The 18,406-nt window shown below is 70.4% G+C and carries 16 protein-coding genes; 7 read left to right on the plus strand and 9 right to left on the minus strand.

Annotated features, from left to right (window positions below):
- Window positions 1-101 precede the first annotated feature (101 nt).
- Entirely contained in the window at window positions 102-1,076 is a 975-nt protein-coding gene (locus OHA88_RS31655) for a ScbA/BarX family gamma-butyrolactone biosynthesis protein (RefSeq protein ID WP_328628015.1), read from the plus strand.
- Entirely contained in the window at window positions 1,073-2,023 is a 951-nt protein-coding gene (locus OHA88_RS31660; RefSeq protein WP_328628016.1) for an NAD-dependent epimerase/dehydratase family protein, read from the plus strand. Before OHA88_RS31655 ends, OHA88_RS31660 begins: the two co-directional genes overlap by 4 nt.
- 12 nt (window positions 2,024-2,035) lie before the next feature.
- On the opposite strand, the gene OHA88_RS31665 is transcribed toward OHA88_RS31660, so the two are convergent.
- Both OHA88_RS31665 and OHA88_RS31670 read right to left on the minus strand, forming a co-directional pair.
- Complete coding sequence (locus tag OHA88_RS31665; protein ID WP_328628017.1) at window positions 2,036-2,914, minus strand: PhzF family phenazine biosynthesis protein; 879 nt, start codon at window positions 2,912-2,914, stop codon at window positions 2,036-2,038.
- 221 nt (window positions 2,915-3,135) lie between these two features.
- Window positions 3,136-3,909, minus strand: a complete 774-nt coding sequence (locus OHA88_RS31670) for an SDR family oxidoreductase (protein WP_326603357.1) — start codon at window positions 3,907-3,909, stop codon at window positions 3,136-3,138.
- A 318-nt stretch (window positions 3,910-4,227) separates the two neighbouring features.
- On the opposite strand from OHA88_RS31670, the gene OHA88_RS31675 reads away from it, so the two are divergent.
- Window positions 4,228-5,856: an alkaline phosphatase D family protein gene (locus OHA88_RS31675; RefSeq protein WP_328628018.1), complete on the plus strand. Its 1,629-nt coding sequence runs from the start codon at window positions 4,228-4,230 to the stop codon at window positions 5,854-5,856.
- Between the two features lie 13 nt (window positions 5,857-5,869).
- On the opposite strand, the gene OHA88_RS31680 is transcribed toward OHA88_RS31675, so the two are convergent.
- Window positions 5,870-6,877: a Gfo/Idh/MocA family protein gene (locus tag OHA88_RS31680; protein WP_267005451.1), complete on the minus strand. Its 1,008-nt coding sequence runs from the start codon at window positions 6,875-6,877 to the stop codon at window positions 5,870-5,872.
- A 79-nt stretch (window positions 6,878-6,956) separates the two neighbouring features.
- Here OHA88_RS31680 and OHA88_RS31685 point away from each other — a divergent pair, with 79 nt between their 5' ends.
- Complete coding sequence (locus OHA88_RS31685; protein ID WP_328629840.1) at window positions 6,957-8,261, plus strand: multidrug effflux MFS transporter; 1,305 nt, start codon at window positions 6,957-6,959, stop codon at window positions 8,259-8,261.
- 59 nt (window positions 8,262-8,320) lie between these two features.
- Here OHA88_RS31685 and OHA88_RS31690 read toward each other — a convergent pair whose 3' ends face one another.
- Entirely contained in the window at window positions 8,321-9,655 is a 1,335-nt protein-coding gene (locus tag OHA88_RS31690; protein ID WP_328628019.1) for a hypothetical protein, read from the minus strand.
- Window positions 9,656-9,850: 195 nt separating this feature from the next.
- Here OHA88_RS31690 and OHA88_RS31695 point away from each other — a divergent pair, with 195 nt between their 5' ends.
- On the plus strand, window positions 9,851-10,849 hold the full coding sequence (locus OHA88_RS31695; RefSeq protein WP_328628020.1) for a small ribosomal subunit Rsm22 family protein: 999 nt from the start codon (window positions 9,851-9,853) through the stop codon (window positions 10,847-10,849).
- Between the two features lie 34 nt (window positions 10,850-10,883).
- On the opposite strand, the gene ddaH is transcribed toward OHA88_RS31695, so the two are convergent.
- Window positions 10,884-11,723: a dimethylargininase gene (gene ddaH, locus OHA88_RS31700; protein ID WP_406426730.1), complete on the minus strand. Its 840-nt coding sequence runs from the start codon at window positions 11,721-11,723 to the stop codon at window positions 10,884-10,886.
- 341 nt (window positions 11,724-12,064) lie between these two features.
- Between ddaH and OHA88_RS31705 the strand changes: the two genes are divergently transcribed.
- The gene (locus OHA88_RS31705) at window positions 12,065-12,811 is read left to right on the plus strand and encodes a bifunctional DNA primase/polymerase (RefSeq protein WP_267005454.1); all 747 of its coding nucleotides are present in this window, start codon (window positions 12,065-12,067) and stop codon (window positions 12,809-12,811) included.
- Between the two features lie 146 nt (window positions 12,812-12,957).
- On the opposite strand, the gene OHA88_RS31710 is transcribed toward OHA88_RS31705, so the two are convergent.
- The 4 genes from OHA88_RS31710 to efeO are packed head-to-tail and all read right to left on the minus strand — an operon-like array spanning window position 12,958 to window position 17,300.
- Window positions 12,958-13,893 (minus strand): hypothetical protein, encoded by a 936-nt coding sequence (locus tag OHA88_RS31710; RefSeq protein WP_328628021.1) that lies wholly within the window; start codon window positions 13,891-13,893, stop codon window positions 12,958-12,960.
- Entirely contained in the window at window positions 13,826-14,797 is a 972-nt protein-coding gene (gene efeU, locus OHA88_RS31715) for an iron uptake transporter permease EfeU (RefSeq protein ID WP_328628022.1), read from the minus strand. The genes OHA88_RS31710 and efeU overlap by 68 nt, the downstream gene beginning before the upstream one ends.
- Before the next feature lie 33 nt (window positions 14,798-14,830).
- Window positions 14,831-16,132, minus strand: a complete 1,302-nt coding sequence (efeB, locus tag OHA88_RS31720; RefSeq protein ID WP_328628023.1) for an iron uptake transporter deferrochelatase/peroxidase subunit — start codon at window positions 16,130-16,132, stop codon at window positions 14,831-14,833.
- A gap of 31 nt (window positions 16,133-16,163) precedes the next feature.
- Window positions 16,164-17,300 carry an iron uptake system protein EfeO gene (gene efeO, locus OHA88_RS31725; protein ID WP_328628024.1) on the minus strand — a complete coding sequence of 379 codons (1,137 nt, stop codon included), beginning with the start codon at window positions 17,298-17,300 and terminating at the stop codon, window positions 16,164-16,166.
- Window positions 17,301-17,613: 313 nt separating this feature from the next.
- Here efeO and OHA88_RS31730 point away from each other — a divergent pair, with 313 nt between their 5' ends.
- Window positions 17,614-18,300, plus strand: coding sequence for a PhzF family phenazine biosynthesis protein (locus OHA88_RS31730; protein ID WP_267005459.1), 687 nt, complete (start codon window positions 17,614-17,616; stop codon window positions 18,298-18,300).
- The last annotated feature ends 106 nt before the right edge of the window (window positions 18,301-18,406 follow it).

The following is an 18,406-nucleotide window of genomic DNA, read 5'->3' on the forward strand; positions in this document are numbered from 1 at the left end:
GTCAGCACCACAGGGGTATGGCTGGAATCGAAAACCGGGCTGTCAGTATCTTACTGCGGGGGTGACAGGCCTCTCACATGGATCCTCTGGGGGGGAACTTCATGGTTCAGCTCACCTCACGCGCGGGTTCGACGCCGCGCTCAGGTCGACAGGAAAAATTTCCACGGCAGTTGGTCCACCGTTCCGATCCCGAGGACGTCTTTCCCACCGGCTGGACCAGACAGACCGACACCCAGTTTTCGGTGTCGGCCCGCTGGCCGTGCGTGCACCGCTTCTTCGCCCCCGTGGCGGGCCGCTACCAGGACCCGCTGCTGATCGCGGAGACCATGCGGCAGACGACGATGCTGCTCGCTCACGCGGAGTTCGACGTGCCGGTCGGGGACCAGTTCGTGATGTGGGAGCTGGGCTACATCTCCTCGCCCGGACGCCTCGCCCTGGACGCGCACCCCGAGCACCCCGGCGGACCCTGGGACATCACCGTCGACGTCTCCTGCTCCCGGATCAGGCGCCGGGGCCGGGGCATCGGTTCCATGGACCTGGAACTGCTCCTGCACCGCAGCGGCAGCCGGATCGCAACCGGCGGCGGCCGGATCAGCTGCACGTCGGCCAAGGTGTACGAGCGGCTGCGGGGGGACCGCCTCGCCGTGAACGGTGTACCCGTCCCCCTCCTTCCGGCCGTGGCGCCGCACGAGGCGGGGCGGACCTCGGAGCGTGACGTCGTGCTGGCACCGACTGCGCGTCAGGGTGTCTGGCAGCTGCGGCTCGACACCGGACACCCGACCCTCTTCGGCCGGCCCAACGACCATGTGCCGGGAATTCTGTTGCTGGAGGCGGCCCGACAGGCCGCCAATGCCGTCCGCCCCGGGCGCGCCTTCCTGCCTGTGTCGCTGGAGGCAGCCTTCCTGCGTTACGTCGAACTCGACCGTCCCTGCTGGATCGAGGCCCGGATCGTCCCGGCGGACACCCGGTCGACGACCAGGGTGGAGGTCCGGGCCACCCAGGACGGCGAAACGGTCTTCACCGGCACGCTCGACTCCCCGGACCGCACCGAAGAGGCACAGGGCACACGGTCATGACGGCGCCGCGCATCCTCATCACCGGAGCGACCGGATTCATCGGCAGCCATGTCGTGGCCGCCGCGCGCCAGGTCCCCGGGGCGCGCCTGCGCCTGATGACGCACCGGACCGCGCCCGACAGCGGTCGCGACGTCGTGACCGGCATCGGTACCCGCGTCGAGACCGTGTACGGAGATCTCGCCGATCCCGCCTCCCTGCACGGTAGTTGCGACGGGATCGACGCCGTGATCCACTGCGCCTCGCAGATCGGCGGCGACACGGAGACGGCCACGACCGTCAACGACCACGGCACCCGCGCCCTGGTCGAAGAGGCCGCCCGCAGCGGCGTCGCCCGGATCGTCCACCTGAGCACTGCATCCGTCTACGGGCGCGGCCCGTTCACGGGGCTGCTGCCGGGCCGGGTGGAGCCTGCCCCCGCCTCGGCCACCAGCCTGACCCGCGCCGCCGCCGAGCAGCACGTCCTCGCGGCGGGCGGTGCCGTAGTGCGCCCGCACATCGTGCACGGGGTCGGGGACCGCTGGGCGGTGCCCGGTCTCGTCGCCCTGCTGGGGCAGTTGAGGGCAGGACTGACCGGGTGCGAGGCGCGGCACTCGCTCATCGACGTCGAGACGCTGGGCAGAGCGCTGCTCGGTGCGGCGCTCTCCCCGGAGCAGCCGGCGGGGGTCTATCACGTCAACCACCCCGAGCCGGTGGCCTGTTCGGAACTGCTGGCTACGGTCATCGGCGAACTCGGGCTGCCCTGGGCGGATGCGGGAATCGGTGTCGATGCCGCCCGTACCCGGCTGGCCGAAGTCCCGTACGCCCTGCATCATCTCGACATGCTCGCGGTGGACCACTGGTTCGCCGACGAACGCGTCTGGCAGGACGTCGGCTGCGAGCCGGGCGCGGGCTTCACCGCCACCTTCGCCCGGCACGCCCCTTGGTACCGGCAGTTCCTGGGGCGATAGCCGCCCGTTGCGTCACTCCGCCGCCGGGATCCGCGTCCCCGTCCCGCTCACCCGCACCCGTGCGTCGCCCGCACGCAGTTCGACCGTGAGCGTGCCGGGGCGGCCCATGTCCTCGCCCTGGTGGAGAGTGAGGACGGCGGCGTCCGGGACGAGGGCCCGCTCGCGCAGATAGGCCCCGAAGGCGGCCGCCGCCGCGCCGGTCGCCGGGTCCTCGACCACACCCCCGACCGGGAACGGGTCGCGGACATGGAAGACGGCCGGCGTCTCGCGCCACACCAGCTGAACGGTCGTCAGGTCGAGTCGGTGCATCAGCGCTTCGAGGCGCGCGAAGTCGTAGTCGAGGTCGGCGAGCCGCTCGCGGCTTGCTGCGGCCAGCACCAGGTGGCGGGCGCCCGCATAGGCGATACGGGGCGGCAGCGCCGGGTCCAGGTCGGCGGCCGGCCAGTCCAGGGCGGCCAGCGCCTCGGCCAGGTCGTCCGGAGCGACATCCGTGACGTGGGGCTCCACGCTCGTGAGGGTGGCGCGGAGCTCGGTGCCCTCCTGGGTGACGGTGACCGGGACCGTGCCCGCCTGCGTGGTGAAGACCAGATCCCCGGGTCCGTTGCGCTCGGCGAGGGCGATGGCCGTCGCAACGGTTGCGTGGCCGCAGAACGGGACCTCCGCCTTCGGGCTGAAGTAGCGGATCGTATAACCACGCCCGGTCGATCCGCCCGACTCGCCCGGCCCGGTCAGGAACGCCGACTCGCTGTAGCCGAGCTCGGCCGCGACGGAGAGCATCGCCGCGTCGTCGAGGCCGGATGCGTCGAGGACGACACCCGCCGGATTGCCGCCCTCGGGATCGGCGGAGAACGCGGTGTATCGCAGGACCTCGGTGCCTGAAATCTGAGTCATGACGCGAGTCAACCACACTGCGATTCAAGGCATTTCCGGCCGGGGCGGCCGGCACCCCGAACCGCGGCCGCGGTGTCGACCCAGTGGCAGTTCCCGATGCCGTTGCCCGTCTCCGTCCAGGAGTCGGGGCAGGAGCAGGAGCCGGGGAAGCGCACACCCGCCCGTCCGGAAGGTGCCGGAAGCGGTCGGATGCGGCCCACGGTTCGGCAGCGCCTCGGCTGTCAGCCGCGGCCCACGTACGGCATCGTCGTCGCCAGGACCGTGGCGAACTGCACATTCGCCTCCAGCGGCAGCTCCGCCATGTGCAGCACCGTCCGGGCCACGTCGTCCGCCGCCATCACCGGTTCCACCGCCAGCTCGCCATTGGCCTGAAGGGTGCCCCTCTGCATCCGGTCGGTCATCTCGGTCGCCGCGTTGCCGATGTCGATCTGGCCGCAGGCGATCCGGTACGGGCGCCCGTCCAGCGACAGCGACTTCGTCAGCCCCGTCATGGCGTGCTTGGTCGCCGTGTACGCCACCGAGTGCGGGCGCGGCGCATGGGCGGAGATCGAGCCGTTGTTGATGATCCGGCCGCCCTGCGGGTCCTGCTCCTTCATCTGCCGGTACGCCGCCTGCGCGCACAGGAACGCCCCCGTCAGGTTCACCTCGACCACGGTGCGCCAGTCGTCGTACGACAGGTCCTCGACCGGGACGGAGCGAGGGCCGAACGTGCCCGCGTTGTTGAACAGCAGGTCGACCCGGCCGATCCACTCCCGTACGGAGGAGAACAGCGCGGTCACGTCCTCGGGGCGGGAGACGTCGGCCGGGACGGTGATCACCCTGGCCTTCTCCCCGGCCAGTTCCGCGGTCTCGGCGAGAGGTCCGGGGCGGCGGCCCGCGAGCGCCACCGACCAGCCGGCGCCGGTCAGGGCAAGAGCCACCGCACGGCCGATCCCGGAGCCCGCGCCCGTGACGACGGCCGTTTTCGCATCGGAGTTCAACAGTTTGTTGCTCATGACGCCGCAGCGTACGCCTTCCGGGGCAAAGGTCCCCGGCGGGCGGCCGGTTCGGGTTCGACGGAATGATTTCTTGATCATTTGTCGGCGATTCCAGTGCCGCCGGGGCCGCTTGACGGTGATCATGTCCCTGCGACTGCGTACCCGTCTGTCTGCGTACCTCTGTGTCTGCGGTACCCCAGCGCAATTCGTCCCCCGAGGGGCGATCCCGCCGCACTTCTCATCAGCGCGACGCCTGCGCGACGCGAACACGACAGCCACTCGATGTGCGGGACCGGTGGACTTCCCGGCGTACACCGCCAGTCAGGGGAGGGACAGATGACGTACTCATCGCACCAGCAGGAGATGCGCGACGCCGCACGCCACGTCGGCCGCCGCCGCTTCCTCACCGTCACCGGTGCCGCCGCCGCGCTCGCCTTCTCGGTCAACCTGCCGACCGCGGGCGCCGCGAGCGCCGCCGAGCTGGACGCCGGAAGGATCAGCGAGGACCCGTTCACCCTCGGAGTCGCCTCCGGTGACCCACTGCCCGACTCGGTCCTGCTGTGGACGAGACTCGCACCCCGCCCGTACGAGCCGGACAGCGGACTGCCGAACGCCCGCGTCCAGGTGCGCTGGGAGCTCGCCCGCGACGAGAACTTCACCCGGATCGTCCGGCGCGGAACCGCCACCGCCCACCCGGAGTTCGACCACAGCGTCCACGTCGAGATCAAGGGCCTCGACGCCGACCGCGTCCTCTACTACCGCTTCCGCGCAGGGAAGTGGATCAGCCAGGTCGGCCGGACCCGCACCGCCCCCGCCCGGCACGCCCGCAACAGCGCGCTGACCCTCGCCGCCGTCTCCTGCCAGGCCTACCACGACGGCTACTTCACCGCGTACAGCCACCTTGCGCAGGAGGACGTCGACGTCGTCTTCCACCTCGGCGACTACCTCTACGAGTACGCCGTGACCGCGACCGGCGGAGCCCGTAACTACACGGACCGCACACTCCCCGCCCACTTCAACCGGGAGACGGTCACCCTGGAGGACTACCGGCTGCGGTACGCCCTCTACAAGTCCGACCCGGACCTGCGCGCCGCGCACGCCGCACACCCCTTCGTCGTCACCTGGGACGACCACGAGACCGAGAACAACTACGCGGGCGACATCCCGGAGAACGACGTCCCGCCGGAGGAGTTCCTGCTGCGCCGCGCCGCCGCGTACCGCGCGTACTGGGAGAACCAGCCACTGCGCACCCCGCAGCGGCCGACCGGCCCCGACATGAAGCTCTACCGGCGCCTGCAGTTCGGCCGGCTCGCCCAGTTCGACATCCTCGACACCCGTCAGTACCGCAGCGACCAGGCGTACGGGGACGGCTGGCAGAAGCCGGGACCGGAGTCCGAGGACCCGGCGCGCACCCTGACCGGCGCCACCCAGGAGCGCTGGCTGCTCGACGGCTGGCACGCCTCGCGGGCCACCTGGAACGTCGTACCGCAGCAGGTCACCTTCGCCCAGCGGCGCGACGTGCCGACCGACGCCTTCAAGCTGTCCATGGACGCGTGGGACGGCTACCCGGCCTCCCGGGACCGGATCCTGAAGGGCGCGGAGGCCGCCGGGATCGACAACCTGATGGTGCTGACCGGCGATGTGCACGTCGGCTACGGCTTCGACCTGAAGAAGGACTTCGACGACCCGTCGTCCCGCACGCTCGGCACGGAGATCGTCGCCACGTCCATCACCAGCGGCAAGGACGGCTCGGACAAGCCGGCCAGCTGGAACAACCAGATGCAGGCCAACCCGCACATGAAGTTCTTCAACGGACGGCGCGGGTACGCGGTCGTCACGCTGGGCCAGGAGCAGGCACGCGCCGACTTCCGCACGGTGTCGGCCGTCACCACGCCCGGTGCGCCCGTCGCGACAGCCGGATCGTTCGTCACGGAGGTGGGTAACCAGGGCCTCACGCCTGCGTGAAGCCCTGCCTACGTCACGGTCGGCCGAGGCCGTCCGCGGGGTAGCGGACGCCGATGCGGTCCCGTACCGCATCGAGCGTCCGCATCACCGCCAGCGAACCGTCCAGCGGAACCAGCGGCGACTCCGTCTCGCCCGCCCGCAGCGCCCGCACCACCTCGGCCTGCTCGAACTGCATCCCGCTGAGCCCCTCGTCCGACGACCCCGCGGTGAACTCCTCCGGGTCGTGTCCCGGCCGGTGCAGCACGAACCGCTCCGGGTGGAAGAAACCGCGCGGGAATTCGATCCGCCCCCGGGTGCCCGTGATCGAGGCGGTCTGCGGGGTGTCCGCGACCAGCGAGCAGCTGAGCAGCGCAGTGGCGCCCGACTCCCAGCCCAGCAGCATGCCGGTGTTCAGATCGACGCCCTCCGGGGAGAGCAGCGCATCGGCCTGGATCCGGTCCGGCTCACCCAGCAGCAGCTGCGCGAACGACACCGGGTACACGCCCAGGTCCAGCAGCGCACCGCCACCCAGCGCCCGGTCCCGCAGCCGGTGGTCGGGACCGAACGGGCCCGCGAGCCCGAAGTCGGCCTGCACGGTACGGATGTCGCCGATGGCACCGTCGGCGATCAGCGCGGTCAGCCGCCTGACGACCGGGTTGCAGTACGTCCACATCGCCTCCATCAGGAAGAGGCCACGGTCCCGGGCGAGCGCCACGAGCTCTTCCGCCTCCCGGGAATTGAGCGTGAACGCCTTCTCGCACAGCACGTGCTTTCCGGCCTTCAGGCAGAGCGCGGTGGCCTCCCGGTGCGCGGAGTGCGGTGTGGCCACGTACACCACGTCGACCTCGTCGTCCGCGGCGAGCTCGGCCCAGCTGCCGTACGCCCTGGGTATCCCGAACCGCTCGGCGAAGGCCTTGGCCGACGTGTCCGTGCGCGAGGCCACGGCCACCACCTCCGTGCCGGGCACCCCCTGCAGGTCAGCGGTGAAGGTCGCGGCGATGCCACCCGTAGCCAGCACGCCCCAACGCACGGTCCTGCTCATGCCTGCTCCCAAAAAAGGTCTCGACCACTCCGGCTGAGCTGAGAGCATAGAGGGCGGATTCAACTATTTGGAGATGAGAATGCCGGAGAGCGGCGTGAGCCGAGCCCAGCACACCCACATACCGACCGACAGGACCGGCATCCGGACCGCGTCCGGTTCGACCGTCACCGCCGCGGCCCGGCGCACCGGCCTCCTCGTCACCCTCGTCCTCGGCGGTCTCACCGCACTTCCGCCGCTTTCCATGGACATGTACCTCCCGGCGCTCCCCGCGGTCACCGATGCCCTGCACGCCCCCGCCGCCACCGTCCAGCTCACCCTCACCGCCTGCCTCGGCGGCATGGCGCTCGGCCAGGTCGTCGTCGGACCGATGAGCGACCGCTGGGGTCGGCGCCGGCCGCTCCTGCTCGGCATGGTCGTCTACGTACTCGCCACCGCGCTCTGCGTCTTCGCGCCCACCACGGAACTCCTCATCGGCTTCCGCCTCCTGCAGGGACTGGCCGGTGCGGCCGGCATCGTCATCGCCCGGGCCGTGGTCCGTGACATGTACGACGGCGTGGAGATGGCCCGGTTCTTCTCCACCCTGATGCTGATCTCCGGCGTCGCACCGGTCATCGCGCCACTGATCGGCGGACAGGTGCTGCGGTTCACCGACTGGCGGGGCATCTTCGCCGTCCTCACGGTTGTCGGCGTGCTGCTCACCCTGGTCGTCTGGAAGTGGCTGCACGAGACGCTGCCGCCGGAGGAACGGCACACCGGCGGCGTCGGCGACGCGCTGCGCACCATGCGCGGACTCCTCTGCGACCGCACGTTCACCGGCTACATGGTCGCGGGCAGCCTCGCCTTCGCAGCCCTCTTCGCGTACGTGAGCGCCTCGCCGTTCGTCGTGCAGGAGATCTACGGTGCCTCGCCGCAGACCTTCAGCCTGCTCTTCGGCATCAACTCGATCGGCCTGATCACCGTCGGCCAGATCAACGGCAAGGTACTGGTGGGCCGGATCAGCCTGGACAAGGCGCTCGGCTTCGGGCTCGCGGTCATCGTGCTGGCCGCGACCGCGCTGCTGCTGATGACGTCCGGGGTCTTCGGCGACGTCGGTCTGGTGCCGGTCGCCGCCGGGCTCTTCGTGCTGATGTCAGCGATGGGGCTGGCGATGCCGAACACCAACGCCCTGGCCCTGATGCGGACCAAGCACGCCGCGGGTTCCGCCTCGGCGCTGCTCGGTACGTCGTCGTTCCTGATCGGGGCCGTCGCCTCACCGCTCGTCGGTATCGCGGGGGACGCGACGGCCGTACCCATGGCGGTTGTCCAGCTGGTGTGCGCGGTCGGCGCCATGGTGTGCTTCCTGTGCCTGTGCCGGCCCTGGCAGCGCGGTGGCGCAAGGGTTTGAGCAAAGACCCTCGAACCACTCGCCCAGGGGTGTCCGGGCCGTGATCCACCCGGCACCCTCTAGCGGTCGGCGCGCGGGTAGCCGAGCAGATGCAGCCGGTCCAGTTCGTCCGTCCACCGGAACACGCCGACCCCCGCCGCGGCCTCCGTGGCCGGCAGCCGTACATTCGCGGGCAGCGCCTCCGGCACCCCGCTGGTGACCTCGACCTGGGCCGGACGGCCGCGGCCGGCCAGCACGTCCGCCGCGTTGCGTCCGGGCGTCGCGCCGTACGCGATGCCCTCGTCCGTCACGGAGACCAGGGTCAGCGGCTTCGATCCGTCCGTCGCCTCGAGACAGAACCCCTTCTTCGTCTCCAGGTCGAAGGCGAGGTTCCCCGCCACCAGGTACGTCCGCGAGGGCGACATGACGGCCTGCGGATACTGGCCCGGCTTGATCGCCACTTTGTGGCACTCCACCGTGGCCACCGGCTTCCCCGTCTCCGCGTCGTGCACCGCCCACAGGTCATGGGTCGTCGCCCGCTTCTGGCCCTTCGCGAGCTGCCACTTCGCCAGCACCCAGCCGGGGGCCACCGACGTCGGGATCCCGCTGGAACGGTCGGTGCCCTTCGGGGCGACGTTCCGGCTGAACCAGCCGCCCTGCACCCAGAACTCCCGTGCCCCGCTGACCAGCAGGCCCTTCGTGGTCAGTCCGAAGACCTCGGTGAGCTGCCTGCAGGACGGGCAGCCCTTCGGGTACTTCAGCGCCGTGGGGGCGATCTTCGTGATCCGGCCGCTCGCCGGGTCGACCAGCACGCTGTTGGTGCGGCCGTCGCTGATCAGGATGCCGGGTCCGCTGGTGTCGACGGTCGGTGCGGAGTTCCACGGCACCTCGATGCGCTGCCGGGAGCCGTCCGTCGCGTTGTAGACATCGAGGGAGACGATCGTGTCGGCCGGGGTCAGGGCGTTCACGCCGACCTTCCCGTACGCCCACGTGACGAAGTACTCCACGTCGTCCTTGGTGACCAGGAGCAGCTTCGGGAAGTGCTTCGAGGCCGGCGGCCGCCAGTTCTCGCCCTTCCAGCCGGCCTTCCCGGTCTCCGAGTCGATGGTCTCCAGCCGGTACTGGTTGTCGGAGACCCGCAGCAGATAGGCGAGGCGACCCGTCGTCCGGGAGATCGCGTAGTCGGGCGAGGTGTTGATGAGCTCCCAGCCGCGGCGGGTCGTGTACGCGGGGGGAACGGTGAGCTGCGTCGCCGGGCCCGTACCCGTCCGGACCGGCTTCTTCGGTCCGCCGTCGCCCTTGTCCCCCTCGCCCTCGTTCCCTTTTCCCCCGGCACCGCAGGTGGCCAGCAGAAGCAGCAGGGCAAGCACCAGCACCCCGGCGACCAGAGTCAGGCGCACGATCTTCTGTCGCATGGTCCCCTCGATGAGCATTTCCGACCTCACGTGAGCATTCCTGACCTCGCGCCGGTCAGCGTAGCAACTGGCCCAGGCGCCCAGGCAGTTGAGCTCGGCGGCCGTGGTGCGGGGGCCGGCTGCGGGCGACGGTGCGCCGGACGGGACAGGCACCGGCCGGAGAACGGCCGGTGGTATCCGCCTACACTTTTTTCGGTGAACGTCACCCTCTCCACCGCGGAAGCCCTGCGTGCGGCGCTGGCCGGACTCCTCGACGGGCTGCCGCCCAAGCAGGCCACGCAGGCTGTCGACCGGCTCATCGCCAATTACCGGGGGACCACCCCGACCGATGCCCCGGTGCTCCGCGACCGCTCCGATGTCGCCGCGTACGCCGCGTACCGGATGCCCGCGACCTTCGAAGCGGTACGGTCCGCCCTCGCCGCCCTGCGCGAGGCCGCCCCGGAGTGGGCACCCGCCACCCACACCGACATCGGCGGCGGCACCGGAGCGGCGAGCTGGGCCGTGGCCGGGGCCTGGGAGGGGCACCGGACGACCGTCCTCGACTGGGCCGAGCCCGCCCTCGTCCTCGGCCGGGAGCTGGCCGATGCCTCCGGTGTCGAGGCCCTGCGCACCGCCGACTGGCGGCGGGCCCGGATCGGTGAGGGTCTGGAGCTGGACCCCACGGACCTGGTGACCGTCAGCTACGTACTGGGGGAGCTGACGGCGGCCGCCCGCACCGCCCTCGTCGACACGGCCGCGGCCGCCGCGCAGGCCGTCGTGATCGTCGAGCCCGGTACCCCCGATGGGTACGCCCGCATCATCGAGGCCCGCGACAGGCTGATCGCCGCCGGGCTGACGGTCGCCGCGCCGTGCCCGCACAGCGAGGCGTGCCCCATCGAGCCGGGCACCGACTGGTGCCACTTCTCGGCCCGGGTCAGCCGCTCCTCGCTGCACCGGCGGGTGAAGGGCGGATCGTTGCCGTACGAGGACGAGAAGTTCAGCTATGTCGTGGCGACCCGCTTCGCCACCGAGCCGGTACTCGCCCGGGTGACCCGCAAGCCGCAGATCCGCAAGGGGCAGGTGCTGCTGGACCTCTGTACCCGCGACGAGGCACTGAAGCGCTCCACGGTCACCAAGCGGCACGGCGAGCTGTACCGGGCCGCCCGGGACATCGCGTGGGGCGACGCATGGCCGCCCCCCGGTGACGACGCGTAGAGCCTCGCTTCCGGATCAGGCCGGAAGAAAGACCCTAGGCGCGCAGCTCCTGGGTGCAGCACTTCACGCTGCCGCCGCCCTTGAGCAGCTCGCTCAGGTCCATCGGGACCGGTTCGAAGCCGCGTGCCCGCAGCGGGTCGAAGAGGCCCGCGGCGCCCTGGGGCACCAGCACATGGAGGCCGTCGCTGACCGCGTTCAGCCCGAGCGCCGCGGCGTCCGCCTCCTCGGCCGTCAACGCGTCGGGGAAGAGCCGCCGCAGCACGGAGCGGCTGCCCGGCGAGAAGGCGCCCGGGTAGTACATGATCTCGTCGCCCGCCTCGTCGAGCACACACAGCGCCGTGTCCAGGTGGTAGTAGCGCGGGTCCACCAGGTCGAGCCCGATCACCGGCCGTCCGAAGAACTCCTGTGCCTCGTCGTGGGAGAGCGGACTGGACCGGAAGCCGCGCCCGGCCAGGAGGTACGACGAGGTGACCGCGAAATCGCCCTCGCCCTCGTTGACGTGGGCCGGCTCATGGATCTCGGTGAAGCCGTGGTCCCGGAACCAGTCCCGGTGCGCCTCGGCCTCGGGGTACCGCTCCTGGTACGCGAACCGGGCGCCCAGCACCCGGCCGTCCACGACGGTGGCGCCATTGGCGGCGAAGACCATGTCGGGCAGGTCGGGACGCGGGGTGAGCAGCTCGACGGTGTGGCCGAGCGCCCGGTAGCGGTCGCGCAGGTCCTCCCACTGGGCCTGGGCCAGCCGTAGATCGACCGGCTTGCTCGGGTCCATCCACGGGTTGATGGAGTACGTGACCTCGAAATGGGTCGGGGCGCACATCAGGTAGCGGCGCGGGGTCGCTTCACGAAGCGATGAGGGTGTGGCTTCACGAGGCAATGGGGGCTCCTCACGGACAGCAGGGGTGGCCTGCGGACAGTCGGGGCTCGCACGGGTCTGTGCGTGAGCCCATGGTGCGCCGTGCGGGGCGACCGCGCAGTAAACCGATCGGGTGGTTGTACGGGCGGCTCGGTAACGATTACGCAGAGGCGCCGATGTGCTACGTCCCGTCCCGTTCCGCCGGCGGATACCTCCCGAGCCACACCTGCCATTTCAGGCCAATTATTGGCATAGTGCCCAGCTCAGTGCGCCGGTCCGCGCACCCCGCTTGAGAACTCTGGCCACCCGAGGCGCAGGATGGTGGGACCATAGGCAGGGGCAACGCTGAGGTAAGGGGATTGATGGGCGCCGATTTCGGCCGTTCTCGCGGCACAGAGAGCAAGTTTTCCCAATGGTTTCGCCGACGACCCAAACCGCAGGACAGCGACGTCGACGACACCGCCCGGGAGGCGCTGCTCCTGGCTGTCGCCGAAGCCGGAATGCCCATCGCGCCCGCCGCCCACCCGGTCGGCTACCGATGTTCGTGCGAACGCATCGGCTGTCCCACCCCCGCCCGGCACCCCATCTCGTTCGCCTGGCAGACGCAGTCCACCACCGACAGTGCCCAGATCGAGCGCTGGGCCCGCAGTCAGCCGCAGGCCAACTTCATCACCGCGACCGGCATGATCCATGACGTCCTCGACGTGCCGTTGACCGCGGGCAAGCAGGCTCTGGAGCGGCTCCTCGCCGCGGACATCGACGTCGGCCCGGTGGCCGTCTCCGGCGACGACCGGATGCTCTTCTTCACCGCCACCCGCGGCACTCCCGAGGACGAGGACGAGTGGTGGCCCTGCGAGCTGGACTGCCATCCCGAGACCATGGACGAGCATCCGGGGATGCGCTGGCACTGCCGCGGAAGCTACGTACTCCTGCCGCCCGCCATGCTCCCCGGTGAGCTGGACGTGCACTGGGTCCGTGGTCCGGAGAACCCGCTGCCGGACCCGCTGACGCTGCTGGAGACGCTCACCGACGCCTGCGCGCAGTACGCCGACACGGCGGACCAGAGCGATCTCGACCACGACTCGGTGGCCTGGCCGCTCAGCCGCTGAGATCCCCCGCAGCGGAAGTACGGGGGAGCCAGGGACGTGGGGCCTCACGAGCCCTGCACCACGAGCAGCGCGAGCCCTGCACCACGGGCAGCGGGGGAAGGCTCCCGACAGAACGGGACGCCGCTCACGGCAGCGCGCGACCGCGCCTACGAGCCCTTCGCCGCCGTGAGACCCGGCAGCCGGTTCAGCACGATCACCTTGGCGCCGTTCCCGGCGCCCTTCTTCGGGACGTACACCAGCTGGCTGGAGACCCGCTCCTTGGTGAGGGTGGTCTTCACCTCGCCGGTCAGCAGCGCCTGCACATCCGCGTTGACCGGCGGACGCAGTCCCTTCGCCGCGGTCTGCTGCTCGAAATGCTTGCTGCTGAAGAAGACCAGCGCCCCGCCGTCCTCCGTCTCCAGGCCGAGCGGACCGAACGTACCGCTGTCCAGCGGCTGGTCGATGAACTGGAAGGAGAAGCCCGCCCGTCGGCTGTTTCTGCGCTCGTTCCGCCAGGCCGAGGTGGCGACCCCGGGGGCGAACACGTCCGGCGTGCCCTTCTGCAGGTACTGCGTGTACTGCGTGCTCAAGTCCTTCGGCGCCACGGCCAGTTCGGTGCTGTCCGCGGTGACCGGCCGGGCCCGCCCGTCGCCGTCCTTGGCGAACGCGGGCAGCTCGGACGGCGTCACGACCGCGAGATACGACGCCTTCCAGACCGCGTCGGGACCGGTCCGGACGAAGACGATCAGCCAGCTGGTGTCCTGCTTCCCGCTGTCCTGGTCGCGGTTGGAGTCGGTGTTCGCGAGGAACCAGCGCGGCCAGCCGGCCTTCTTCGGGATGAGATACGTGGCGTCGGTCAGCTCCAGCGGCCGGTGGTTCGCGTTGCCGTTGGGGTTGTTCTTCTGCCGCGCCCGCAGACCGGCCTGGTTGATCGCACCGAGCGAACCGGTGACCCGGTCCGCGTCCAACGCAGGGTCGTAGGCCTTGTCCGCCGCGTTGTACGCGGTGGTGAAGTCCGTAAGGGCCTTCGCGGCCTCAGACTTCGTCGCCGCCGGTACGACTTCCAGCTCGCCGTGCACCGTCACGCACCCGCTCGCCGTCATGCTCAGCACCGTCGCTGTCACGAGTCCCGTCGCCAGCCGAATCGGCCTCAGACTTCTCATCCGTTGCTTTCTGCGCCTTCTGATCCGTCGCCCCCACTGACCGTCCGAACCCTACCGGGGCGAGGAACAGCGCAAGAGTGGGGATCAGATACAGCGCCCACACCGTGACCTGAAGAACGGTCGGATCGGGCTGGAAGTTGAACGTGCCCTTCAGCAGCGTGCCGTACCAGCTGTCCGGCGGGATCGTGGCGCTGATGTCGAACGCCCGGTTCTGCAGACCGCCGAGGAACTCGGCCTCCTGCAGATCGTGGACGCCGTACGCGAGCACGCCCGCCGCGACGACGACCAGCATGCCGCCGGTCCAGGTGAAGAACTTCGCCAGGTTGATCCGCAGTGCACCGCGGTAGAACAGCCAGCCCAGCACCACGGCGGTGGCGATCCCGAGCAGCGCACCGATCATCGGATGCCAGCCGTCGTCCGCGGCATGCACCGCACGCCAGACGAACAGCGAGGTCTCGAGCCCCTCCCGGCCGACGGCGAGGAGCGCCGTGGCGACCAGCGCGCCGGTGCCCATCGCGAGCGCCGCGTCGAGCTTGCCGTGCAGCTCCGCCTTCAGATGCCGCGCGGTGCGCCGCATCCAGAACACCATCCACGTGACCAGGCCGACCGAGACGATCGACAGCGAACCGCCGAGCGCCTCCTGCGCCTTGAACGTCATCTCCTGCGAGCCGAATTCGAGACCCGCGCCGAACGCCAGGCTGACGACGACCGCGCTGCCGACCCCGACCCAGATCGGCAGCAGCTTGCTCCGGTTGCCGGTCTTCACCAGATAGGCGATGAGGATGCAGACGACCAGGCTGGCCTCAAGGCCCTCGCGCAGGCCGATCAGGAAGTTGCTGAACACGTTTCGGTTCTCCTTTTTCCGCTTCGAGTCCCGTTACGAGAACAGCGCCCGGCCCCACCAGTCGTCCTTGGAGCGGACGCCCGGCGGGACGGCGAAGTGCGCCGAACCCACGTGCTGGATGTACTCGTTGAGTGCGTCGTGTGCCGCGAGGCGGCGCTGCAGCGGAATGAACGCCTTCCGGACATCGCGCTGGTAGGCGAGGAAGAACAGCCCGGCGTCCAGCCGGCCCAGGCCGTCCGTGCCGTCCGTGAAGGAGTAGCCGCGGCGCAGGATCTTCGCACCGTCGTTGCTGTCCGGGTGGGCGAGCCGCACATGGGCGGTCGGCAGCATCGCCTTCAGGAACGGCTCGTCGCGCTCCTTCGCCTTGCCGACCGGGGCGCCCTCGCCCTTGTCCCGGCCGAAGATGTCCTCCTGCTCCTGGAGTCCGGTCCGGTCCCAGGTCTCGATGTGCATGCGGATGCGCCGGGCCACCAGGTACGAACCCCCGGTCATCCAGCCGGCCTGGTCCTTCTCGCCGACCCACACATGCTTGTCGAGGCCCGCGGTGTCGGTGCCGGAGATGTTCCGGGTGCCGTCCTTGAAGCCCATCATGTTGCGCGGGGTCTGGGCGTCGGGCGTCGTCGACGACGTCTTGCCGAAGCCCAGCTGCGACCAGCGGATCGCGGTGCGGCCCATGCCGATCCTGGCGAGGTTGCGGATGGCGTGGACCGCGACCTGCGGGTCGTCCGCGCACGCCTGGACGCACAGGTCGCCGCCGCTGCGGGCCGCGTCGAGATTGTCGCCGGGGAACTTCGGCAGATCGACGAGCGCCTCCGGGCGCCGGTCCTCAAGGCCGAACCTCCCCTTGGCGAACAGGGAGGGACCGAAGCCGATGGTCAGAGTGAGCCGTGACGGCTTGAGCCCCAGCGCCTCGCCGGTGTCGTCCGGCGGTGCCTCGGCGAGACCGCCGTACGCCCCGTCGCCGACCGCATGACCGGCCGTCATCCGCTCGGCCGCCCGCGTCCACTCCTTGAGCAGCGCGATCAGCTCGGTCCGGTCCTTCGTCGTCACGTCGAAGGCGGCGAAGTGCAGCCTGTCCTGGACCGCGGTGGCGATACCGGCCTGGTGCACACCGTGGAACGGCACCGCGGCGCCGCTGTCCGCGGCCGGCACGGCGTCGTTCTCCGTACGCACCGCGGCGACCGCGCCACCGGCCGCGACCGCGCCGAGCGCCAGCCCGGCACCGCCCCAGCCGAGCAGTGCACGGCGCGACGGCGCGCGGCCGCCGGTGCCGGTGCCGGTGGCGTCCGCCTCGGCGACGTCCGTCCCGGCGGTGTTCTGACTTTCCTCGGACATGATCGGTGCCTCCCCGCCCGTCACTTCGTCACTACTTCGTCACTGCGGCGGCGAGCCGCGACAGCGGCTCGGCCAGCGAGTTGACGGCGTCCGACAGCTCCTTGCGGTCCGCCTTGCCGACCTTGTCGTACGAGGTGAACTCGTAGGAGTTCTTGTCCTCGCGGTACTTGTCCAGCAGCGTGTTCAGCGCCGCGAACTGCTTGTCCAGGGTGGCGGTCAGCGCCGCGTCGTTCTTCGAGGCGACCGGCTTCAGGAGCTCGTACGACTTCTGCGCGCCCTCGACATTGGCCTTGAAGTCGATCAGGTCGGTGTGGCTGTAGCGCTCCTCCTCACCGGTGACCTTGCCGGTGGCGACCTCGTCGAGGAGCTCCTTGGCGCCGTTGGCCATCGAGGTCGGCGTGATCTCCGCCTTGCCGACCCGCTTCTGCCAGTCGACGAGGTCCTTGTAGAGGACGGGGGCGAGGGCCTTCTCCTCGGCGCCGAGCTTCTTGTCCTGCCACAGCGCCTTCTCCAGGCGGTGCCAGCCGGTCCACTTCTGGCCGTCCTCCAGGCCGTCCTCGCGGACGTCGACCTTGGGGTCGATGTCACCGAAGGACTCGGCGACCGGCTCGGTGCGTTCCCAGCCGATGCGGGAGTCGGCGTACGCCTTCTTCGCGGCCTCGATGTCACCGGCGGCGACGGCGTCCGTGAAGACCTTGACCTTCGGCAGCGTCTCGTCGGCCTGGGCCTGCACATAGGTGCGGTAGCCGGCGACGGCCTCGTCCATCTCGGGGCTGCGCTTGACCGCGGTGCCGCCGGTGACCTCGATCTTCTGCCGGAAGCCGGCGCCCTTCATGCCGGGCTTGCAGACGACGTCGTACGAACCGGCCTTGACCTCGGCGGTGATGGTGGCCTTGGTGCCGGGGCCGATGTTCTCGCGCTCGGCGACGATGCGGTCGTCCGGGAAGAGGACGTAGACCTCGGTGACCTTGGATCCCTTGTTCTCCACGGCGAGTGCGATGTGACCGGCCGGGAGCTTCTTCTTCGACACCGCGCAGGAGTCGTCCTTCGCGGTGACCTTCACCCCGCCGTCACCCTTGCCGTCGCTCTTCTCGGCGCAGCCCGTGACGGCGGTCAGAGCTGCCGCGGTGGCGACAGCGGTGACGACGGAGAGACGAACGGCTCGCATACGGGCTCCACAAAGGCTGAAGAGGATGAACAGGGCCGGGAAGAGGCGGGGTGAGGCGGACCTAACTTAACCGAGGCTTACCTCACCGGTACCCACCCGTGCAGTGATTCAGCTCTCACCTGGGGTGCCGGAGAACGGGGCGATCACAGTCGGCCCATGGGTGCCCCATGGAAGGGTCAAGGGATGGTCAACCGGTACTTGGTGGTGCGAAGGAGGGGCGCCTCGGTGCCGGAGTCGTCGCCGCGGCCCCGCCGCCGTACCGTCCGGTCCGCTCCTGCGGCACCACGGCGCCGCACGATGCTTGAATGCGCACGTGAGTGACTACGACGTACCCGCAGGCATCGACGTACTGCACGTGTTCTGCGGTCCGGACGGACGGCACGGCAACGCCCTCGGGGTGGTACGCGACGGGCGTACGTACCCCGATGAGGCGTCCCGGCAGGCGCTCGCCGGGCAGCTCGGTTTCAGCGAGACCGTGTTCGTCGACGATCCCGAGCGCGGATACGTCGACATCTACACGCCGGGACTCCGGCTGCCGTTCGCCGGGCATCCGCTCGTGGGCTCCGCCTGGCTGCTGGACCTGGAGATCCTGGAGCTGCCGGTCGGCGAGATCTACGCCCGCCAGGACGGCGAGTTCAGCTGGATCGCGGCCCGCCCCGAGTGGGTGCCGCCGCGCACGCTGGAGCAGTACGCATCCGTCGCCGAGGTCGAGGCGCTGACCGGACCGCCCCCGGGGGAGGGCTGGCTGTACGTGTGGGCATGGGAGGACGAGGCGGCGGGACGGGTCAGGGCGCGGGCCTTCCCGCGGCGGGACGACGGAATCGTCGAGGACGAGGCGACAGGTGCGGCGGCGCTGCTGCTCAGCGCGCAACTGGGCCGCGCCCTCAACATCAGACAAGGGCGCGGCTCCCAGATCCTCACCGCACCCGCACCGGACGGCACGGTGGAAATCGGGGGCCGCGTCCTGCTGGCGCAATCAAGCTTGTCACCGGCGCTGTGACGTCGGACGGGCGCATTCAAGCGTGTCGTCGGCGTTGTGACATCGCAGGGACGCGTTCAAGCCCGTCCGGCGATTGAGGACGAAGCGGCACGGCTGACCGGGCCCA

Origin of the sequence: Streptomyces sp. NBC_00353, assembly GCF_036108815.1 — a bacterium.
Classification (GTDB): domain Bacteria; phylum Actinomycetota; class Actinomycetes; order Streptomycetales; family Streptomycetaceae; genus Streptomyces.